Source organism: Pseudomonas onubensis (assembly GCF_965653655.1).
In the GTDB taxonomy this organism is placed as follows: domain Bacteria; phylum Pseudomonadota; class Gammaproteobacteria; order Pseudomonadales; family Pseudomonadaceae; genus Aquipseudomonas.
In genome coordinates, this window is the sequence record NZ_CBFHAZ010000042.1 from 29841 (window position 1) to 48082 (window position 18242).

The 18242-nt window shown below is 61.8% G+C and carries 14 protein-coding genes; 3 read left to right on the plus strand and 11 right to left on the minus strand.

All coding sequences use genetic code 11. The features are described 5' to 3' along the window. Positions 1-67 precede the first annotated feature (67 nt). Complete coding sequence (locus ACTD9P_RS15580) at positions 68-2224, plus strand: PA5441 family protein (RefSeq protein WP_438868359.1); 2157 nt, start codon at positions 68-70, stop codon at positions 2222-2224. Further along, entirely contained in the window at positions 2221-2925 is a 705-nt protein-coding gene (locus ACTD9P_RS15585; RefSeq protein WP_438868360.1) for a DUF3142 domain-containing protein, read from the plus strand. Before ACTD9P_RS15580 ends, ACTD9P_RS15585 begins: the two co-directional genes overlap by 4 nt. Before the next feature lie 19 nt (positions 2926-2944). On the opposite strand, the gene ACTD9P_RS15590 is transcribed toward ACTD9P_RS15585, so the two are convergent. The 11 genes from ACTD9P_RS15590 to ACTD9P_RS15640 form a co-directional block, all read right to left on the minus strand. Beyond that, positions 2945-4396 (minus strand): efflux transporter outer membrane subunit, encoded by a 1452-nt coding sequence (locus tag ACTD9P_RS15590; RefSeq protein WP_438868361.1) that lies wholly within the window; start codon positions 4394-4396, stop codon positions 2945-2947. Beyond that, a complete protein-coding gene (locus ACTD9P_RS15595) occupies positions 4393-5451 on the minus strand; it encodes an HlyD family secretion protein (protein WP_438868362.1) in 1059 nt (352 codons plus the stop codon). The genes ACTD9P_RS15590 and ACTD9P_RS15595 overlap by 4 nt, the downstream gene beginning before the upstream one ends. A 15-nt stretch (positions 5452-5466) precedes the next feature. Beyond that, entirely contained in the window at positions 5467-7002 is a 1536-nt protein-coding gene (locus ACTD9P_RS15600; RefSeq protein WP_438868364.1) for an MFS transporter, read from the minus strand. 237 nt (positions 7003-7239) lie between these two features. Beyond that, complete coding sequence (locus ACTD9P_RS15605; RefSeq protein WP_438868365.1) at positions 7240-8160, minus strand: LysR family transcriptional regulator; 921 nt, start codon at positions 8158-8160, stop codon at positions 7240-7242. A 52-nt stretch (positions 8161-8212) separates the two neighbouring features. Beyond that, entirely contained in the window at positions 8213-8839 is a 627-nt protein-coding gene (locus ACTD9P_RS15610) for a TonB family protein (RefSeq protein ID WP_138817394.1), read from the minus strand. Between the two features lie 99 nt (positions 8840-8938). Continuing rightward, positions 8939-9787 carry an ABC transporter permease gene (locus ACTD9P_RS15615; RefSeq protein WP_017136616.1) on the minus strand — a complete coding sequence of 283 codons (849 nt, stop codon included), beginning with the start codon at positions 9785-9787 and terminating at the stop codon, positions 8939-8941. An 11-nt stretch (positions 9788-9798) separates the two neighbouring features. Next, entirely contained in the window at positions 9799-10650 is an 852-nt protein-coding gene (locus ACTD9P_RS15620) for an ABC transporter ATP-binding protein (RefSeq protein ID WP_438868366.1), read from the minus strand. 20 nt (positions 10651-10670) lie between these two features. Beyond that, the gene (locus tag ACTD9P_RS15625; RefSeq protein ID WP_438868367.1) at positions 10671-11564 is read right to left on the minus strand and encodes a TauD/TfdA dioxygenase family protein; all 894 of its coding nucleotides are present in this window, start codon (positions 11562-11564) and stop codon (positions 10671-10673) included. A 246-nt stretch (positions 11565-11810) separates the two neighbouring features. Beyond that, entirely contained in the window at positions 11811-13175 is a 1365-nt protein-coding gene (locus ACTD9P_RS15630; RefSeq protein WP_438868368.1) for an HlyD family type I secretion periplasmic adaptor subunit, read from the minus strand. Further along, positions 13165-15321, minus strand: coding sequence for a type I secretion system permease/ATPase (locus tag ACTD9P_RS15635; protein ID WP_056858202.1), 2157 nt, complete (start codon positions 15319-15321; stop codon positions 13165-13167). The genes ACTD9P_RS15630 and ACTD9P_RS15635 overlap by 11 nt, the downstream gene beginning before the upstream one ends. Positions 15322-15362: 41 nt before the next feature. Next, on the minus strand, positions 15363-16721 hold the full coding sequence (locus ACTD9P_RS15640; protein ID WP_438868369.1) for a TolC family outer membrane protein: 1359 nt from the start codon (positions 16719-16721) through the stop codon (positions 15363-15365). A gap of 341 nt (positions 16722-17062) precedes the next feature. On the opposite strand from ACTD9P_RS15640, the gene ACTD9P_RS15645 reads away from it, so the two are divergent. After that, positions 17063-18242 (plus strand): retention module-containing protein (locus ACTD9P_RS15645; RefSeq protein ID WP_438868370.1); only part of this gene is annotated, 1180 nt, incomplete at its 3' end.

Consider the following 18242-nt stretch of genomic DNA (forward strand, 5'->3'; position numbering starts at 1 on the left):
CACCGAAGCATTTGTCAGATCACGCTATTATTGCGTCCTTCAAAGGACTCAGGATCAAGGACACGTCATGCGCATCGGTTTTCTGTCACCACTGGCCCTGGCATTGCTCGCCGGCCTTTCCTTCCAGGCCCAGGCCAGCGGCGATGACTCGTGTTACCCCGACTGGCGGGTCTCACGCGACAGCCTTGAAGGCTGCAGCAACCTGCCCTTCCTGAGCCCGGGCAATGACAGCCGGGTCAACCTGCGCCTGTTGCTGGCGGATAAACAGGTGGCAGCGCTGACGCCCAATGCACTGGGCGAGACCGACCTGGAAGAAGGCTTCGGCCCGGTGCCGTTTCCGGTGTACCGCCTGACCCCGGTGGCCGACGCCACCGACGAAAAAACCGACGTGGCCCCCACACCCGGCAAACTCGACGAGTTGCTCGCGCCACTGGGCATTCAGCGTGAAGGCGACAAGGCGGCGGGTGACGCCTTCCTGACCGGCGAAGGCAGCCGCTGCCGCAGCAATGATGAAGGCAGCGCCACGGCGTTTATCAGCCAAGTGGTTAAAGCCGACGTGCCCGAAGCGGAGCGCCAGCTGCTGGCCAAGGGGCGTGTACAGATGCTCGGCGCCTGTACCTGGGACGGCGCCAGCCTGGGTGACCCGGAGCAGATCAAGTCCACCGCCGGCCGCGAGCTGCGCACTTACCTGCAAGCCGCCGGTGACTTCTACAGTGGCCGTTTCGCTGATGCGCAGCGCGGTTTTGTCGCCGCCGCCGCCGGCAGCCTGCCGTGGGTCAAGGAAGCCGCGTTCTACATGATCGCGCGCACCGAGTTGAACCAGGCCCAGGAAAACGCCTTCGACGAATACGGCATGCCGCAATTGGAGCATGTGGATAAATCGGTGCTGGCGAATGCCGACACCAGCTTCAGCCTGTACCTGAAAACTTATCCACAGGGTGAATACGCTGTCTCTGCCCAGGGCCTGCTGCGCCGGGTGCATTGGCTGGCGGGCGATACCGACAAGTTGGCCAACGACCTGGCCGCGCAGTTGAGCGCCAAACAGCGCAATGTGTCGCTGGACGAGCTGGTGCAGGAAGCCGACAACAAGCTGCTGAGTGCCATCCAAAAACCTTCTGCCAACCCACTGATGCTGGCCGTCAACGACTTGATGTGGATGCGCGCCGGCAACCCGCCCCAGCTCAGCCGCGCGGCCCTGGATGCGCAAAAACCGGTGTTTGCCCAGGAGCCTGCGCTGTACGACTACGTGCAGGCGGCATTTGCGCTGTACGTCGAACATCAGCCCGACAGCTCCTTGAAACTGCTGCCTCAGGAGGTGCCCGCCAGCCTCGACTACTTCGCCTTCAGCCAGCAAACCCTGCGTGGCCTTGCCCTGGAAGCCAAGAAGGATTGGCAAGGCGCGCAAGCGCTGTGGCTGAAGCTGCTGCCCCTCGCCAAGCAACCCTTGCAGCGCGACCAGCTGGAACTGGCGCTGGCGATGAACTACGAGCGCAATGACCAACTGGCCAGCGTGTTCGCCAGCGATTCGCCGATCAGCGCCAAGCAGGTGCGCTATATCTTGCTGCGCAACATCGCAGGCCAGGACCTGCTGCGCCAGCAGATCACCCAGGCCAGTGACCCGGTCGAGCGTGCCACCGCCCAGTTTGTGCTGCTGTACAAAGACCTGATGCGCGGCCAGTACGCCACCTTCGCCGACGACCTCAAGCAACTGCCGGCATCGGCGCCCGCCGACAAACTCGGCACCAGCCTGGGTTATGTGTATGGCGATGGCCGTTCGCTGCAGTTGTTTCAGTGGAACGGCGATAAGGCTGAGTCCGGCTACACCTGCCCGAGTATTGCGCAAATCGCCAGCACCCTGCAGGCCGATGGGAAAAACCCCAAGGGCCTGAACTGCCTGGGTGAGTTCATCCTGCGCAACAACCTCGATGGCATGCCGCTGGACCAAGTGCGCGCCGCCGGCAGCCTGGGCAGCACCGCCTCGCTGTTCAAGGGCGAGACCTTCTCGCGCCTCGACGGTTACCGCCAAGTCATCGCCAACCCCAAGGCGCCACACAACGACAAGGCCTACGCACTGTTCCGTGCGATCAACTGCTATGCGCGGGCCGGTTATAACGGTTGCGGCGGTGTAGACGTGGATAAATCCGTGCGCAAAGGCTGGTTCCGCCAGCTAAAAACCGGGTTTGCCGACACCGAGTGGGCGCAGTCGCTGAAGTACTACTGGTGAAGCACCTGTGGCTAGGCTTGCTGCTCCTGGCAAGCCCGGCCTTTGCCGGCGTTAATGCCCGCGACTACGACGCCTTCTGGCTGTGGAGCGGGGTCGCGCCGCAGCCGGTGCTCAAGCAGGCGAAAACCCTGTACATCCTCCAGGGCCAGATCAACTCCACCCGCCGCGCGCCTCAACTGGGTGTGCAGTTTATCGCCCAAGGCATCAGCGTACCGCGCATCACCCAAGGCGAGGTCTGGGTGGTGTACCGCGCCCACACCCTGCACTGGCCCGAGCGCGTCTACAGCCAACTGCTCGGCCAGGTGCAACGCTGGCGCGATGCGGGCAACCCGGTGGTCGGCATCCAGATCGATTTCGACGCCCGCACCCAATACCTGCACGAATACACAAGCTTCCTGCGCGACCTGCGCCAACGCCTGCCCGTTGAGATGAAGTTGAGCATCACGGGGCTTATGGATTGGAGCAGCAACGCCGACCCAGCCGCCATCGCCCAGCTCAAAGGCGTGGTTGATGAAGTGGTGGTACAGACCTACCAAGGGCGCCACAGCATCCCGGATTACGCGGCGTATTTGCCACGGATGAACCGGCTGGGGCTGCCGTTCAAGGTGGGGCTGATGCAGGGCGGCGTGTGGGAAGAGCCTGCGTATTTGAAAGGGAGTGAATGGTTCAGGGGGTATGTGGTGTTTTTGCAGAACCCTTAAATCCCACATTGGGTTATGTTCAGCCAGCGGGAATGGAAGCTGTTTCGGGGTAGACGGATTGCCAGCCACCGCCCAACGCCTTGTACAGCCCCACCATCGCCAGCGACACGCCGGTGGAGCTTTCTACCCACTGCTCCTGCGTGGCCAGCAGCGCGCTTTGCACGGTGAGCACGGTGACGAAGTCCACCACGCCTTCGACGTACTGCTGTTGTGCGGTGCTCAACGCGATCTGGTTCTGGCGCACCGCTTCGGCGAGGCTGTCGCGGCGCAGTTGGCTGGCGTTGTAGCGGGTCAGTTGGTCGTCGATCTCATGCCAGGCGCGCAGCACGGTTTGCTGGTACGCCAGCGCCGCTTCCTGTTGCTGGGCTTCACGCAAATTCAACATGCCTTGCAGGCGCCCGCCATTGAACAGCGGCAGGCTGAACTGCGGGCCGAAGGCAAAGGCGCGCGAACCCCAGGAGCCGAAATCCGAGAGTTGCAGGGCTTGGGAACCGAGGCTGCCGGACAAGGTGATACGCGGGTAAAAATCACCTTTGGCCACGCCGATACTGGCGGTGGCCGCATGCAGGCGCGCTTGCGCCTGGCGAATATCGGGCCGGCGTTCGGCCAGTTCCGACGGCAAGCCGATAGCGACCTGGCGCGGGGTTTGCGGCATGGCGGCGTCCTTGGACAATTGCGCATGCAGCGCTTGCGGCGGCTCGCCCATCAGCAGGCTCAGGGCATTGATCAGTTGGTCCTGACGCTGCTGCAAGTCCGGCAAACGCGCTTCGATGGCGGCAACCTGGGCGGCGGCTTCAGCCACGTCCAGGTCGGTGGCCACGCCGTCGGCCAGGCGCAGTTGCGAGAGCTTGAGGCTGTGGCGGGCGACGTCGAGGTTTTGCTCGGTGACAGCGCGGGTGTTCTGCACGCCGCGCAGTTGGATGTAGTCCTGGGCGGTTTCGGCGAGTACCGACAGCAACACAGCGCGACGGTCATCTTCAGCGACTTGCAGGGTAGCGTCGGCGGCTTCGGTTTCACGTTTGACACGGCCCCAGAAGTCCAGCTCCCAGGCCGCCGAGAAGCCCATATCCCATTGGCTGTAAGCTGACTGACCATTGCGGTTGGACGGGTCGCTCAAACCTTTGCCGCTGTTGCGCTGGCGCAGGTAATCCCCGGTGGCGTTGACGTTGGGATAACGCTCGGCAGTGGTCACCTGACGCACGGCGCGGCTTTGTTGCAGGCGGCTGCTGGCCAGTTTCAGGTCGAGGTTATCGGTGAGCGCACGGCGCGTGAGGGCCGAGAGCTCTGCATCGTGGAACACGTCCCACCAACGCTCCTGCAAAGGATCGGCCACCGCGTGGCTGGCCGCCTGGCGGCCCTGGGGTTCGCGCCACTGGGTGACTTGCGGGCCTTGGGGCCGCTGGAAATCCGGGCCGACCGTGCAGGCGCTCAGGCTGATAAGGCTCAAGGTGAGCCAGGCAAATGACTTCATTGCCGGGCCACCTCACGCGACTGCGCGACGGGCTGAGTGTCGACGCTGGCCTCCACCGACATGCCCACGCGCAGGCGTTCAATATGGGGCTGGTTCGGCTCCAGAATAATCTTCACCGGAATGCGCTGTACCACCTTGGTGAAGTTGCCGGTGGCGTTGTCTGGCCTGACCGACGCAAAAGTCACGCCGGTGGCAGGCGCCAGACTCTCCAGATGGCCCTTGAGCAATTCGCCGTCGAGGCTGTCGACGCTGAGCTCTACGGCTTGGCCGGCATGCATATGCGACAGTTGCGTCTCCTGGAAATTGGCCACCACATAGGCCTCGGCCAACGGCACGACCGCGAGGATCTTGCTGCCCGGCGTCACGTAGGCGCCGACGCGCACGGCACGTTCACCGACCATGCCATCCACCGGCGCGACAATGCGTGTGTAGGACAACTGGTAGCTGGCCATTTCCAAGGCGGCCTGGGCGCGTTTGAGCCCACCGTCGGCAGCGTCACGCTGGGCGGTGAGTATTTCCACTTGCTTGCGTTCAGCCGCCAGCACGGCCGTGGCTTTGGCCAGGTTTGCGGTGGCCTGGTCGATACGCGTCTTGGCTTGCTGGGCGTTCTGCACGGTGCCTGCGCCCACACCGGCGAGATGGTTGTAGCGGTTCAGTTCATGCTCGGCAAACGCCACTTCGGCGCGGTCGGCCGCGACGGTGGCCTGAGCCTGGGCGATCACCGAGCTTTGACGCTCCAGGGTCGCGGTGGCGTTCTTCAGTTGGGCCTGGGCGACCAAGGTGTCGGCGTCGGCAGCCTGGGCGGCAGCGCGAAAATCGCGGTCGTCGATCAACGCCAACAGCTGGCCGGCCTTGACGCGCTGGTTGTCTTCGACCAGCACTTCCTTGATGAAGCCCGCCACGCGCGGCGCCACCAGTGTGAAGTCGGCGGCGACGAAGGCGTCGTTAGTGGTCTGGCGCTTGCTGCCCAGCACGCCCGGCGCGACCAGATAAACCAGCACGCCGACGGCAAACACAGCAATAACGGAGACGGCAATTTTGTCTTTGCGTTTCATGAGAAGTCCTTGAGGCTAGGTCGGTGCGCGAGGCGGAAAGATCCGCGTGGGCATCCAGAAAATCAGCAGGATCAACGCCACCGCGACACCGGCCATGACGTAATAGAGGTCCGAAGAAGTCAGCACTACCGCCTGCTGGTGCAGGCGCTGCGCCAGGCCCGGCGCGTCGCCGTCGGCCAGGGGCGAGTTGCCGAGGTGGTCCACGAGCATGGTCGAGTGGAAGTGCTCTCGCTGGGTGGTCAGCGTGTCCAGCACGGCCGTGGCGATCACCGCCGCGAGGCCTTTGACGGTGTTGAACCAGGCCGAAGCGAACGGCCCGTCCATCGGCTGGATGCTGCCGGTAGAGAGCATCAGCAGTGGCAATACGGCCATGGGTTGGCCGAAAATCTGCAGCAGGTACCAGCCATAAAAATCGTCGCGTATCCATGCCGAGGTGAGGTGCGAACTGCCGATGCAACACAGCACCAGCATGCTCAAACCCATCCCCAGCACCCAGCGGCAGTCGACCCAACGCAGGTTGCACAGCGCCGCCACCAGCGGCAGCGCGATCAATTGCGGCAACGCCATCAACAGCATCACCGGCGCGGTTTGCAGTGGCCGGTAACCCTGCACCTGGGCGAGAAAACTCGACGGGATGATGATCACTGAGGTCAGCACCATCAGCACGCCCGCCAGCACGATCAGGGCGAACGCCAGGTTGCGCAGGCCGAGCATCTGCAACTTGAAAAACGGCACCGGTTGCGACCATTCATTGAGCATGAACAGCACCAGCAACACGCCGCCGCCGATCAGCAAAAAGGTGATCAGGCCGGACTCGAACCAATCCAGGCGATTGCCCTGCAACAGGCCGATCACCAGCATGCAGATCGCCGGAAAACCCAGCAACAGTCCGCGCCAGTTGAACTGCTTGAAGCGCTCCAGGCGCAGCGGGTCTTGCGGCAAGCCGTAAGCTACCGCGACCATCGCCAGCAGGCACGGCCCGACGATTTGCCAGAACGCCCATTGCCAGCCGACGTATTCGGTCCACAACGCCGCCAGCGGCGTGCCCAAGCTCGGGCCGAACGTGGCGGTGAGCGCATAACCGGCCAGGCCGTAGAGCTTGACGTGGGCCGGCAGGAAACGCAGCGCCACCGTCATCAACATCGGCGGCAATGCGCCGCCGGCCAGGCCTTGCACGGTGCGCAGCACCAGCAGGCTTTCGTAGTTCGGCGCAAACGGGCACAGGATCCCCAGCAGGGTGAACAGACCGATAACGCACAGGGTGAAGCGTCGCAGGGAAAAGGTCACCGAACACCACGGCGCAAAGGCCATGGCCGCCACGGAGGTGGCCGTGTAGGCCGCGACCAGCCAGGTGCCTTCGTCAAAGCCGATGAACAGCGCACCGCGAATATCCGCGAGGGCTACCTTGGTGACCATCTCATTGAGGCCAGAGACCAGCACCGCCAACAACACACCGACCAGGCCGATGATGATGCGCGGGCCGAACACAGGTGGGCTCAGGGCAGTAGGTTTGGCTGCAGCCTGGAGAGCGGGGGCAGCGAGGGATGTCATGAACGCGCAACTCGGGATTAGAAATACCCGAGCAGTTTAAGGGGGCGCATACATGACAAAAAAGTTACTTGTTGGAAGCTTATAAGTGTGTCAGACGCAATCGTTGGAATAGCGTAAATCCAATGTGGGAGCAGGCTTGCTCGCGAAGGCGGTGTGCCAGGCACCTTAAGTATTGACTGACCCAACGCTTTCGCGAGCAAGCCCGCTCCCACATTTTGACCGAGCCAGCATCAACAGTCAGCTGGGCTGGGCTTCGAGCCAGGTGGCATGGCAGCTCTCGCGCATGGTCTCGCGCAGCCATCTATGGGCCGGGTCTTTGTCAAAGCGTGGGTGCCAGGATTGGGCCAATACCAAGGTTGGCAAGGAGATCGGCAACGGGAAGGCGCGCAATGGCAGGTTCAGGCGGTTGGCGCTCAGCAACGCTTCCTTTGGCACCGGCAGCAGTAGATCGGAATCGGGCAACATGAACATCGCGCCGTGAAAGCCTGGGGCGATCATCGCCACGCGGCGCTCCAGGCCTTGGGCGTTCAGCGCAGTGTCAATCGGCCCACGGGCGATGCCGCGTCGCGAAATGCTGATATGGGAATAACTGGCAAACCGTGCGGCGGTGATTTCTTCGTCGAACAGCGGATGATCTTCCCGCGCCAAACCGACGAAGGTGGTGGAAAACAGATTCTGCACCTTCACCTCGGGGCTGGCCGGCAACGTATTGCTCACGCGCAAGTCCAGGCGCCCTTCGCGCAGTGCGTCGTCGTCGGTATCCCCTTCGGGCACAAAGCACAACTCGCACAGCGGCGCCATGCGCTCCATGGTGTCGAACAGCCGACCGCCATACACGCCGACAAAAAAGTCGTTGGCCCTTACGCTGAAGCGGCGGCGCAAGGTGCTGAGGTCTACCTGGTCCGCCGAGCGAAACAGCAACGCCGCCTGCTCTACCACGTTGCGCACCTGGCCTTGCAGCTGCAAAGCCTTGGGCGTCGGCACCAGGCCGCGACCGGCACGCACCAGGATCGGGTCGCCCACCGCCTCGCGAATCCGCGTGAGCGTGCGGCTCATGGCCGCCGGGCTGAGGTTCATCCGCCGCGCCGCGCCAACCACGCTGCCCTCGTCGAGCAAGGCGTCGAGGGCGACGAGCAGGTTCATGTCCGGTAGTTGCATGCCAAGCACTCGTGATCAGTGGAGAGTGAATTGCACGCAATCCTAGCAGGCTTTACAGGTAGAGCTTGGTGCCGCGTGGCAGGAAGTCGGCGAAAGCGGCTTTGGGATTGGCCTGGCACTTGCGCACGATTTCCGGCAGGGCTTTCTCAAAGTCGTCCGCCTTGGACAGCCCCTCGTAGTAGTCCTTTTTGCCGCTCAATGCCGGGAACATCACCGCGACTCGGGTGATGGCAAAGCTCTTCATGTCGATCAAAGGACGGTTGGGATGCTCACGCTGGAACTGGCTGACTTCTTCGTTCAAGGCGCTGCAGGATTGATAGGTGGTTTGAGTAAAGCTCAGCTGGACGCTTTCTTTGCTGGACTGTGTAGGCGTGAAGACCATGTCGTTTTGCGCCACGACATGGGCGGGTTGGTCTGCGCTCACCTCCCAGGGTTTGAAGCGCCACAGCGTGGCTGCGGCTACGGCGGCTTCGCCAAAAGCCGGCTTAGTAGCACTGAGCGCTTTGACATCACTGACCGAGCCGTCGTTATGGATATTCAAACTGATGCGCGCGTGTCCCTGGATGCCAATCAGGTTGGATGGGTAGGTCGGCTTGGGCATCGACACCGCTTGCGGGGTGAACTGAGCAAAAGCCGACGCCGACAAAAACAAAGCCGCCACCAAGACAAAAAACCGCATCGCCGTAAATCCTTCTACCGGGAATGCCTGACGCCAGGGCGACGTCAGGTTCGGCCAGCATTATCGGGCTCACACCCGACAAAGAGCAATCATTCCTATTTAACGCTGCATGCCCCAACGCTTTACGGTGAGCCGTTCGAAGGTATCAAACACCAGGTTTTCCACCAGCAGGCCGATGAGGATCACCACGGCCAAACCGGCGAAGACCTTATCGGTGTACAGCTCGTTGCGGTTCTGGAATATGTACCAACCCAAGCCGCCTTTGCCGCTGGTGGCGCCGAATACCAGTTCAGCGGCGATCAGCGTGCGCCATGCAAAGGCCCAGCCGATTTTAAGGCCCGCGAGGATCGACGGCAGCGCTGCCGGAATCAGGATGAACAACACAAACCGCATACCCTTGAGGCCGTAGTTGCGACCGGCCATGCGCAGGGTTTCGGACACGCCGAGAAACCCTGAATACGTGTTCAGCGCCAACGCCCACAGCACCGAATGCACGAGCACGAAGATCAGGCTGTTCTGCCCAAGGCCAAACCACAACAGCGCCAGCGGCAGCAGGGCAATCGCCGGCAGCGGGTTGAACATCGAGGTCAGGGTGCTGAGCAGGTCGCGCCCCAGTTGGGTCGAGACCGCCAGCGTGGTGAGGGCAAACGCCAACACAATGCCGATCAGATAGCCCTTGATCAGCACCGCCAGCGAGATCCAGACCTTGCTCAAAAGCTCACCGCTGAGCAGGCCGTCGAACAGTGCCTGGGAGGTCTGCAAAAAGCTCGGCAGCAGCAGGTCGTTGTTCTGGTAGCGGGCGACCGCCTCCCAGAGAATCGCCAGCACGATCAGGATCAAGCCCTTGCGTAGCCAGCCTTGCTGCCACAGGCGTTGGCGCAGGGGCAGTTCGCGCTCGACAGGGACGCTGAGCAGTGGTTCGAGGGTGACTTCAAATTCCTGGCGCATGGTTCGGCCCCTTAGTAAGCAATGCGGATATCGGCGAAACCCAACTCACGGTCGGCCTCGGGCGCTTCATCGAACAGCAGGCGATGAATACGCCGCGCCGACGCCTGGAATTCCACACCGCCGAGGCTGTGCAGGTCGTATTGATGGCTGTGGATTTCTGCCCGCACGCGCCCAGGATGCGGCGACAACAACAGGATGCGGTTGCCCACCACCAGTGCTTCCTCGATGGAATGGGTGACGAACAACAGGGTGAAGCGCACTTCTTCCCACAACAGCAGTAATTCTTCCTGCATCTTGCGCCGGGTCAGGGCATCGAGGGCGGCGAAGGGTTCGTCCATCAGCAGGATTTTCGGTTGCATGGCCAGCGCGCGGGCGATGGCCACACGGGCTTTCATGCCGCCGGACAGGGTGTGCGGGTAGGCGTCGGCAAAGGCACTGAGGCCGACTTTTTCCAGGTAGTGCAGCGCGCGTTCTTCGGCTTCGCGGCGCTTGAGGGTCTTGGAAGCCAACAGCGGGAACATCACGTTCTGTTTGACGGTTTTCCACGGTGGCAGCTGGTCGAATTCCTGGAACACCACAATGCGATCCGGCCCGGGTTCGTCGACTTTTTGCCCCAACAGGCGAATCTCGCCTTCGCAGGGTTTGATAAACCCGGCGATGGACTTGAGCAAGGTGGATTTGCCGCACCCCGAAGGGCCGAGCAGCACGTAACGGTCGGCCGGGTCGATTTCGAAACTGACCTGGTGCGTGGCCCGCACCACACGCTCGGGCGTGCGGTATTCGAGGCTGACGTTGTCCACCGCCAACAGCGGTTTGGCGGTACTCAGGGTGCTGGCCGCGTGGCCTTGCAGGGGCGCGTTCATGTCAACTCTCTTGCCGGGAATCAGAAAGGCGCATCGCCCTGGATGGTGGTGCGAAACAGTTTGCGGCGCAGGTGGCTCGGGCAACCGGCAGCCAGGTGGATCAGCGAGCGGTTGTCCCAGAACACCAGGTCGTGGGGCTGCCATTGGTGACGGTAGATGTTCTGCGGCAGCACGCTGTGGGCGTAGAGCTGGGCCAGCAGGTCGCGGCTTTCGTCTTCCGGCAGGTCGACGATACGGGTGGTGAAGCCTTCGCTGACGAACAGGGCTTTGCGGCCGTTTTCGGGGTGGGTGCGCACAATCGGGTGGACCACTTGCGCCACCTGAGCCAACTGTTCGGGCGTGAGGGTTGGGCGCCAGTTGCCTTCGAATTTAGTCTCGCTGTAACGCGCGGTGTAGGAGTGCGCGGCGCTGCGGCCTTCCACGGCTTTGCGCAGGTGCTCGGGCAGTTGATCCCAGGCTTTGTGCATGTCGGCGAACAGGGTGTCGCCGCCTTCGGAGGGCAGTTCCTGAGCGTGCAGCATCGAGCCCAGGCTTGGCAGCTCTTTATAGGAGAGGTCTGAGTGCCAGAACTTGCCCGCGTCACCCAAGCCGATGGATTGGCCGTTTTCGATAATGTTGGAGACGATCAGGATTTCCGGGTGGTTGGCCAGCAGGAACTGTTTGAGCACGTGAATCTGCAGCACGCCAAAACGGCGACTGAAGGCGATCTGTTGTTCGGGGGTGATGCGTTGGTCGCGGAACACTACGACGTGGTGATCCAGATGCGCGCGGTGGATGCGCGCGAAGTCTGTGTCGTTGACTGGGCGGGACAAGTCCAGGCCGATGACCTCGGCGCCGACGCTGCCGGGCAGTGGGCGAATCTCGAAGGATTGGGCGGTTGGCGTCGCTGTTGGAACAGTAGAGGTGGCGGACATGAGGGCACTCCCGGTCGGACAGGGGAGTGAATTTATAGGTATAAGAATGGAAGCTTAAATACCGTTAGCGAATATCGATATGGCGATTTGCAGTAGGCATTGTGAAAGGTGGTGAGGCTGATGGCCCCTTCGCGAGCAAGTCGAACCGTCGCACCGCCGCTCCCACATTTGGAATGCTTTCCAAGGTGGGAGCGGCGGTGCGACGATTCGACTTGCTCGCGAAGGCGTCGGTACAGGCGATGCGGCTTACCGCTCGTGCAACGCCTCGGCCCGCGCCTTGATGATCGGCTTGAGCAGGTAGCTGAGGATGCTTTTCTTGCCGGTGATGATGTCCACCGAGGCCACCATGCCCGGGATGATCAGCAACGGCTTCTCATCAGTGCCCAGGTGGCTGCGGTCGGTGCGCAGGGTGATCATGTAGTAGGTGGTTTTCTTGTCTTCATCGGTGATGGTGTCGGCACCGATGCGTTCAAGCTTGGCCTTGAGGCCGCCATAAATGGTGTAGTCATAGGCGGTGAATTTGACGATCGCTTCTTGCCCGGGATGCAGGAAGGCGATGTCTTGCGGGCGGATCTTGGCTTCCACCAGCAGGGTGTCATTGAGCGGCACGATTTCGACCATGTCGCTGCCCGGCTGGATCACGCCACCGACAGTGTTGACCAGCAGCTGTTTGACGATGCCGCGCACCGGCGAGGTGACCAAGGTACGGCTGACGCGGTCTTCGAGGGCACGGCCGGTGGACTCGGCTTTATTCAGCTCGGTGCGGGCTTCGTTGAGCTGGGTCAGGGCTTCGCTGCGGAATTTGCCACGGGTTTCGTCGATCTTGCGCTGCACTTCCTTGATCGCCGACTCGGCGCGCGGGATCGCCAGGGTGGTGGCGTCCAACTGACCACGGGTTTCCATCTCGGCTCGCTTGAGGCGCAGCACTTCCACCGGCGATACCGCGCCCTGGGCCACCAACGGCTCGGACATGTTGATTTCCTGGCGTTGCAGGGACAACTGGCTGCGGTACTGGCCTTGCTTGGAGGTGAATTCGCGCAGTTCCTGCTGGCGCTGCACCAACTGCTCCTGCAAACCACCGACTTCGTCTTTTAATTGCTGACGGCGGCTTTCATACAGCGAGCGCTCGTTGGCGGCTTGGCTTGGCGCGGCTTTGAGCACGTCATCCGGGATGTTCAGCGGGCGGTCATCCACCTGCGCACTCAGGCGCTCGACGCGCAGTTGCATGGCCAGGCGCAACGCCTCGGTTTCGCCGGCATTGGAGACAAACCGGGTGTCGTCGAGGCGAATCAACGGCGCGCCGGCTTCGACGATCTGGCCTTCCTTCACATACAGCTCGGAGACGATACCGCCTTCCAGGTTCTGGATTTTTTGCAGCTTGGACGACGGAATCGCCTTGCCGTCGCCACGGGTGACTTCATCGATGCTGGAAAATCCGGCCCAGGTCACCAGGAACACGAAGAACGCGATGATGGCCCAGATGGTCAGGCGGATAACCCGCGGCGCATCTTCGATCAGCGCTTTATTGACTTCAGGCAGGGGCTGGCCCTGCAGCGAGTCGGTGCCTTTGAAGTAGCGGCCGACCGCGCTTCTAATGGAGTTAAGCAACACTGATCTGCCCCTTTTTCAACGCTTCCATAACCACGGCTTTCGGGCCGTCTGCGAGGATCTGCCCACGGTCGACCACCAACAGGCGGTCCACCAGCGAGAGCAGTGAGGCACGGTGCGTCACCAGCACCACGGTCTTGTTTTGCACCACGGCTTGCAGGCGTTGTTTCAAGCGTTCTTCACCGGTGTTGTCCATGGCGCTGGTGGGTTCGTCCAGCAGCAGGATGGGCGGGTTGAGCAGCAGCGCACGGGCCAGGGCGACGTTCTGGCGCTGGCCGCCGGACAGGTTCTGCCCACGCTCGCCCACTTGCAGTTCATAACCTTGTGGGTGCAAGCGTGCGAATTCGTGTACGCCGGCCAATTCCGCGGCTTGCAGGACCATTTCGTCTTCTACATAGCGCGCACCGGACACCAAGTTGTCGCGCAGGGTGCCGGCCAGCAATTGAATGTCCTGAGCGACGTAGCCGATGTTGTGGCGCAGCTCGCTCACGTCGATCTGGCGCACGTCCACGCCGTCCACCAGCAAGGCGCCGGAGTCGGGCTGGTACAGGCCGACAATCAGCTTGGCCAGGGAGCTTTTGCCCGAGCCACTGCGGCCGATGATGCCGATTTTTTCGCCCGGCTTGATCACCAGGTTGATGTTTTTCAGCGCGGCGTTCTGCTGGTTCGGATAGGTGAAGTTCAGGCCACGGCACTCGATGGCGCCTTGCAGAGTGCGACGGCTCATGGGGCGCTCTTCGAAATTGCGCTCCTGGGGCAGCTCCATCATCTGGTCCACCGAGGTCATGGTGACCTTGGCTTGCTGGTAACGGGTCAGCAGGCCCGACAGCGAGGCCAGCGGGCTCAGGGCGCGGCCACTGAGCATGTAGCAGGCAATCAGCCCGCCCATGCTGAGGTTGCCGTCGATGATCTGGTACACACCGAACACGATCATGATCACGCCGGCCAGTTGCTGGATGAGCAAGGTCATGTTCATCGACAGGCCCGACAGCAACTTCACGCGCAGCTCAAGGCGGCTGAGGGTGCCGATGGTCTGTTCCCAGCCGTACTGGCGCTCGCTCTCGGCGTTGTTGACCTTGACCGCGTCGAGCCCGGCGAGGGTTTCAATCAGGCTGGACTGGCGCTCGGCGGCCAGGGCCATGGTCCGTTCCATGGTCGCCACCAGCGGTTTTTGCAGGGCATAACCGATGCCCAGGGCCAGCGGGAAGGCCAGCACCGGGATCCACACCAGGTGCCCGCCGAGGATGGCGATCACCAGGAAAATCAGCAAAGTAAACGGCAGGTCGATCAGGCTGGTGAGGGTCAAGGATGCGAGGAAATCACGCAGGCTCTGAAACTCATGGATGTTCTGCGCGAAGCTGCCAACCCGTGCCGGGCGGTACTTCATGGACATGCCAACAATGCGCTCGAACAGCGTGGCCGAGATGATCAGGTCGGTTTTTTTACCCGCCAGGTCCAGGCATAAACTGCGCAGGCTTTTGAGCACCAGGTCGAACAGGTAGGCGCCGCAGATACCCACGGCGAGCACCCAGAGGGTCGCGGTGGCCTGGTTTGGCACGACACGGTCGTACACGTTCATCACAAACAGCGGCGCGGCCATGGCGATGATGTTGATCAGGAAGCTCGCGGCAATGGCGTCGGTGTAGAGCCAGCGCGAACGCTTGAGCGTGTCGCGAAACCACGAGCGCGCCCGAGGAATCAGGGTGCCGTGGTTGACGTCGAATTTGTGCTGCGGCTGGGCGAAGAAGACTTTGCCGATGTAGTCGTCGGCCAGCAGCTCACGTTTGATCAGCACTTCACCGCCGTCGCTTTCGCTGAGCAGGATGCGTGCTTCGTCTTCACCTTGCCAACCCACCAGCACGGTGCTGCGACCGTCCTTGAGCAACAGCAACGCCGGCAGTGCAATCGTCGGGATCTGCTCCAGCTTGCGCTGCAACACCCGGCCTTGCAGCCCGGCACGCGCGGCTGCACGCGGCAGCAACTCGGCACTCAGGCGCTGCGACGGCAGCGGCAAACCGGTGGTGAGCATGGCCGCGCTGGCGGGCTTTTGATGCAGGGCACAGAGCGCCAACAGCCCGTCCAGTAACGGGTCGTCGTGCAGCGTGCGTGGATCATGACTGAGATGAACTCGACTGACTTCGGATTCCACGCGGTGCACTCTCGACTAACAGATGGGGCTATAGGGGTGGCTCAATTCATCCCAGGCAGTTGGACTTTAGGTTTCACGTCGTTCTGTACGACGGACGCCATTGGTGCGACTACGCCCTGGCTTTTGAGCAATTCGCCCATGGTCGCCTTGATTCGATATTGAGTAAATAACTGAATGTTCTTGATCTCTTCCAGACGACGGGAAGCGGTGAACAATTCGTTCTCGCTGTCGAGCAAATCGAGCAGGGTTCGTTGGCCAAGGCTGAACTGCTGCTGGTAAGACGTGCGCACGCGGGTGCTGTGGTCGACGTATTGCTGGGCAACCGGCAACTGCGCGTTGGCGTTGTTCAAGGCGTTCCAGGCCAGGCCCAGTTCTTCATTGAGTTGGCGCAAGGCGTTGTTGCGGATATCCAGGGCTTGGCTGGCCTGGTACGACTTGGACTGCAGGTCGGCCTTGTTGCTGCCACCGGCAAACAGGTTGAAGCGCATGCGCACCATGGCTTCCCAGCCGTTGCTGTGACCGGCATCGCCGCCGACGTTGTTGTCGGCATTAGTGCCCAGCTCTGCATCAAAGCGCGGGTAAAAGGTGGACTTGGCAGCTTCGTACTGACTTTCGGCGGCGGAAATATCCGACTCGGCCGAACGCAGGATCGGGCTGTTGTCGAGCATCTGGCGACGGGCTTCAGTCAGGTCCGCCGGCAGCATGGCCATAAAAGGCGCTGGGCGCTCAAGCTGGTCGGGCATCTGGCCGACGGCGCTGAGGTAGTTGACCTGTGAGTCGGCCAGGTTGGTCTGCTCGGTGATCAGGTTGTTGCGGGCCTGGGCCAGACGCGCTTCGGCTTGGTCCTGGTCGGCACCGTTACCGACGCCGCGCTGGGTGCGCAGCTTGATCTGGTCGTAAATGCGTTCGTGGTTGCGCAGGTTTTCTTCAGCCAGGCGCACGAATTCGCGGCGAGTCAACACATCCAGGTACACCTGGGCGACAGTCAAACCGGTGCGTTCGGAAGTACCCAACAAGGAGTAAGCGCGGGAATTGACGTTGGCTTGTTGGCGCCCGACTTCGCTGGAGGTGGCGAAACCGTCAAAAATCATCTGTTGCAGACGCAGGCTCGATTCGCCGCGGTTGTGGGTGTCCCACTGGTTGCCGTTCGGGCCGCTGGCGGCGCGCGTGTTGGAATCGTCGGTGCCTTCACGACCATAACCGGCGTTCAGGTCAACGCGTGGCAAGTAACCACCTTGAGCGGCGCGCAATTGGTAATCGGCGGCGATACGGCTGTTCACACCGGCTTGAATTTCCGGGTGCACATCCAGCGCCTGCTGCATGGCCTGGGGCAATGTTTGGGCGTGTACGAAACCGGCGGCGAGTACGAACGGTATTGCCTTGAACAGGTGCAGACGCATTAAAAAATTCCCCAGGACTTCTTGTCTCAAATCACAGCGATTGGCCTCGCTGCGTCGGATAATGGCTACCGTAATGACCGTACGTCGGAAAGTTCAAAAAGCGGAACTGCTTCACACATGTAGGACGGTTCGCCGCATAAATATCAATGTGACATTACGGGACCAATTGTTTAGGATGGCGACCAGAAGGTCAATAGTTTGGCATAAACTAGATAACGAATAAATCTAGCCAATAATTTGACGTCAGTAACTACTTAGACTACGCCCCCTCCTGTCTGGCCCTCACCCCCGCGAGCGGCCACTTGGAATTCATCAGAAACGGATCGCCGGAGAAATCTTTAATGAGCAGTGTTGTTGCCATCGTCAAAAGCATTGTTGGTCAAGTTTTCGTTATTTCTCCGGAAGGGACGCGTCGTGTCCTTGTAGAAGGTGACCGCCTGTTCGCGGGCGACCAGATCGACACCGGCATTTCCGGTGCTGTGAGCCTTGAGCTGGCCGACGGCCGCACCCTGGACCTGGGCCGTGAAACCCAGTGGAGCGCCAAACTGCCGGACTCCAGCCTCGACCTGGCCACTGCCGCCGAGAACGCTGCACCGTCAGTTGCCGAACTGCAGCAAGCCATCGTCGCGGGCGCCGACCCGACCACCGACCTGGATGCTACCGCCGCAGGTGCGACGGCTGCCGGTAATGGTGCTGCGGGCGGGGGCCACAGCTTTGTTGTACTGGACGCGACGGCTGGCCGTGTCGACCCGACGATCGGTTTCCCGACCGGCCCACTGGGCCAGGGCGCCGCGACAACCACCCAACTCACGGGCGCCCAAGGCGCAGGTGGCAACGGCAACCTGGTCTTGCAGACCTCGACCCTGACGCTGAGCGCAACGCCGACCATCACCGAAGCCGGTGGTGTGCTGACCTACACCGCCACCGTCACGCAGCCACCGATCAATGACCTGAGCATCACCCTGTCCAACGGTGCCGTGATCACCATCACCGCCGGCCAACTGACCGGCACCGTCAACGTGCCGCTGGCACCGAATGACAGCCCGTACATCGACCCAAGCCAGATCAGCGTGAACGTCACCGGCACCACCGGCGGCAACAACCTGGTGCTGACGATTGACCCGAACCCGGCCGTTACGCAGATTACCGACACCATCGACACCACCACCGTCACGCTGACGGCGGGCAACGCCGTGACCGAAGGCGGTCAGATCACTTACACCGCCACCTTGACCAACCCGGCGCAGACGCCGGTGACTGTCACCTTGAGCAACGGCTCGGTGATTACCATCAAGGCTGGGGAGTCGGTTGGCACCGTCGTCGTGGATACTCCGGCTAACGACGTTTACAACAATGGCTCGACCGTCAGCACTACTATTACCGGCGCTACCGGTGGCAACTTTGAGAACCTGGTACCGAGCACTACGCCTGCGGTTACCACGATCACTGATTCGATCGACACCACCACCGTCACGCTGACGGCGGGTAACACCGTGACCGAAGGCGGTCAGATTACCTATA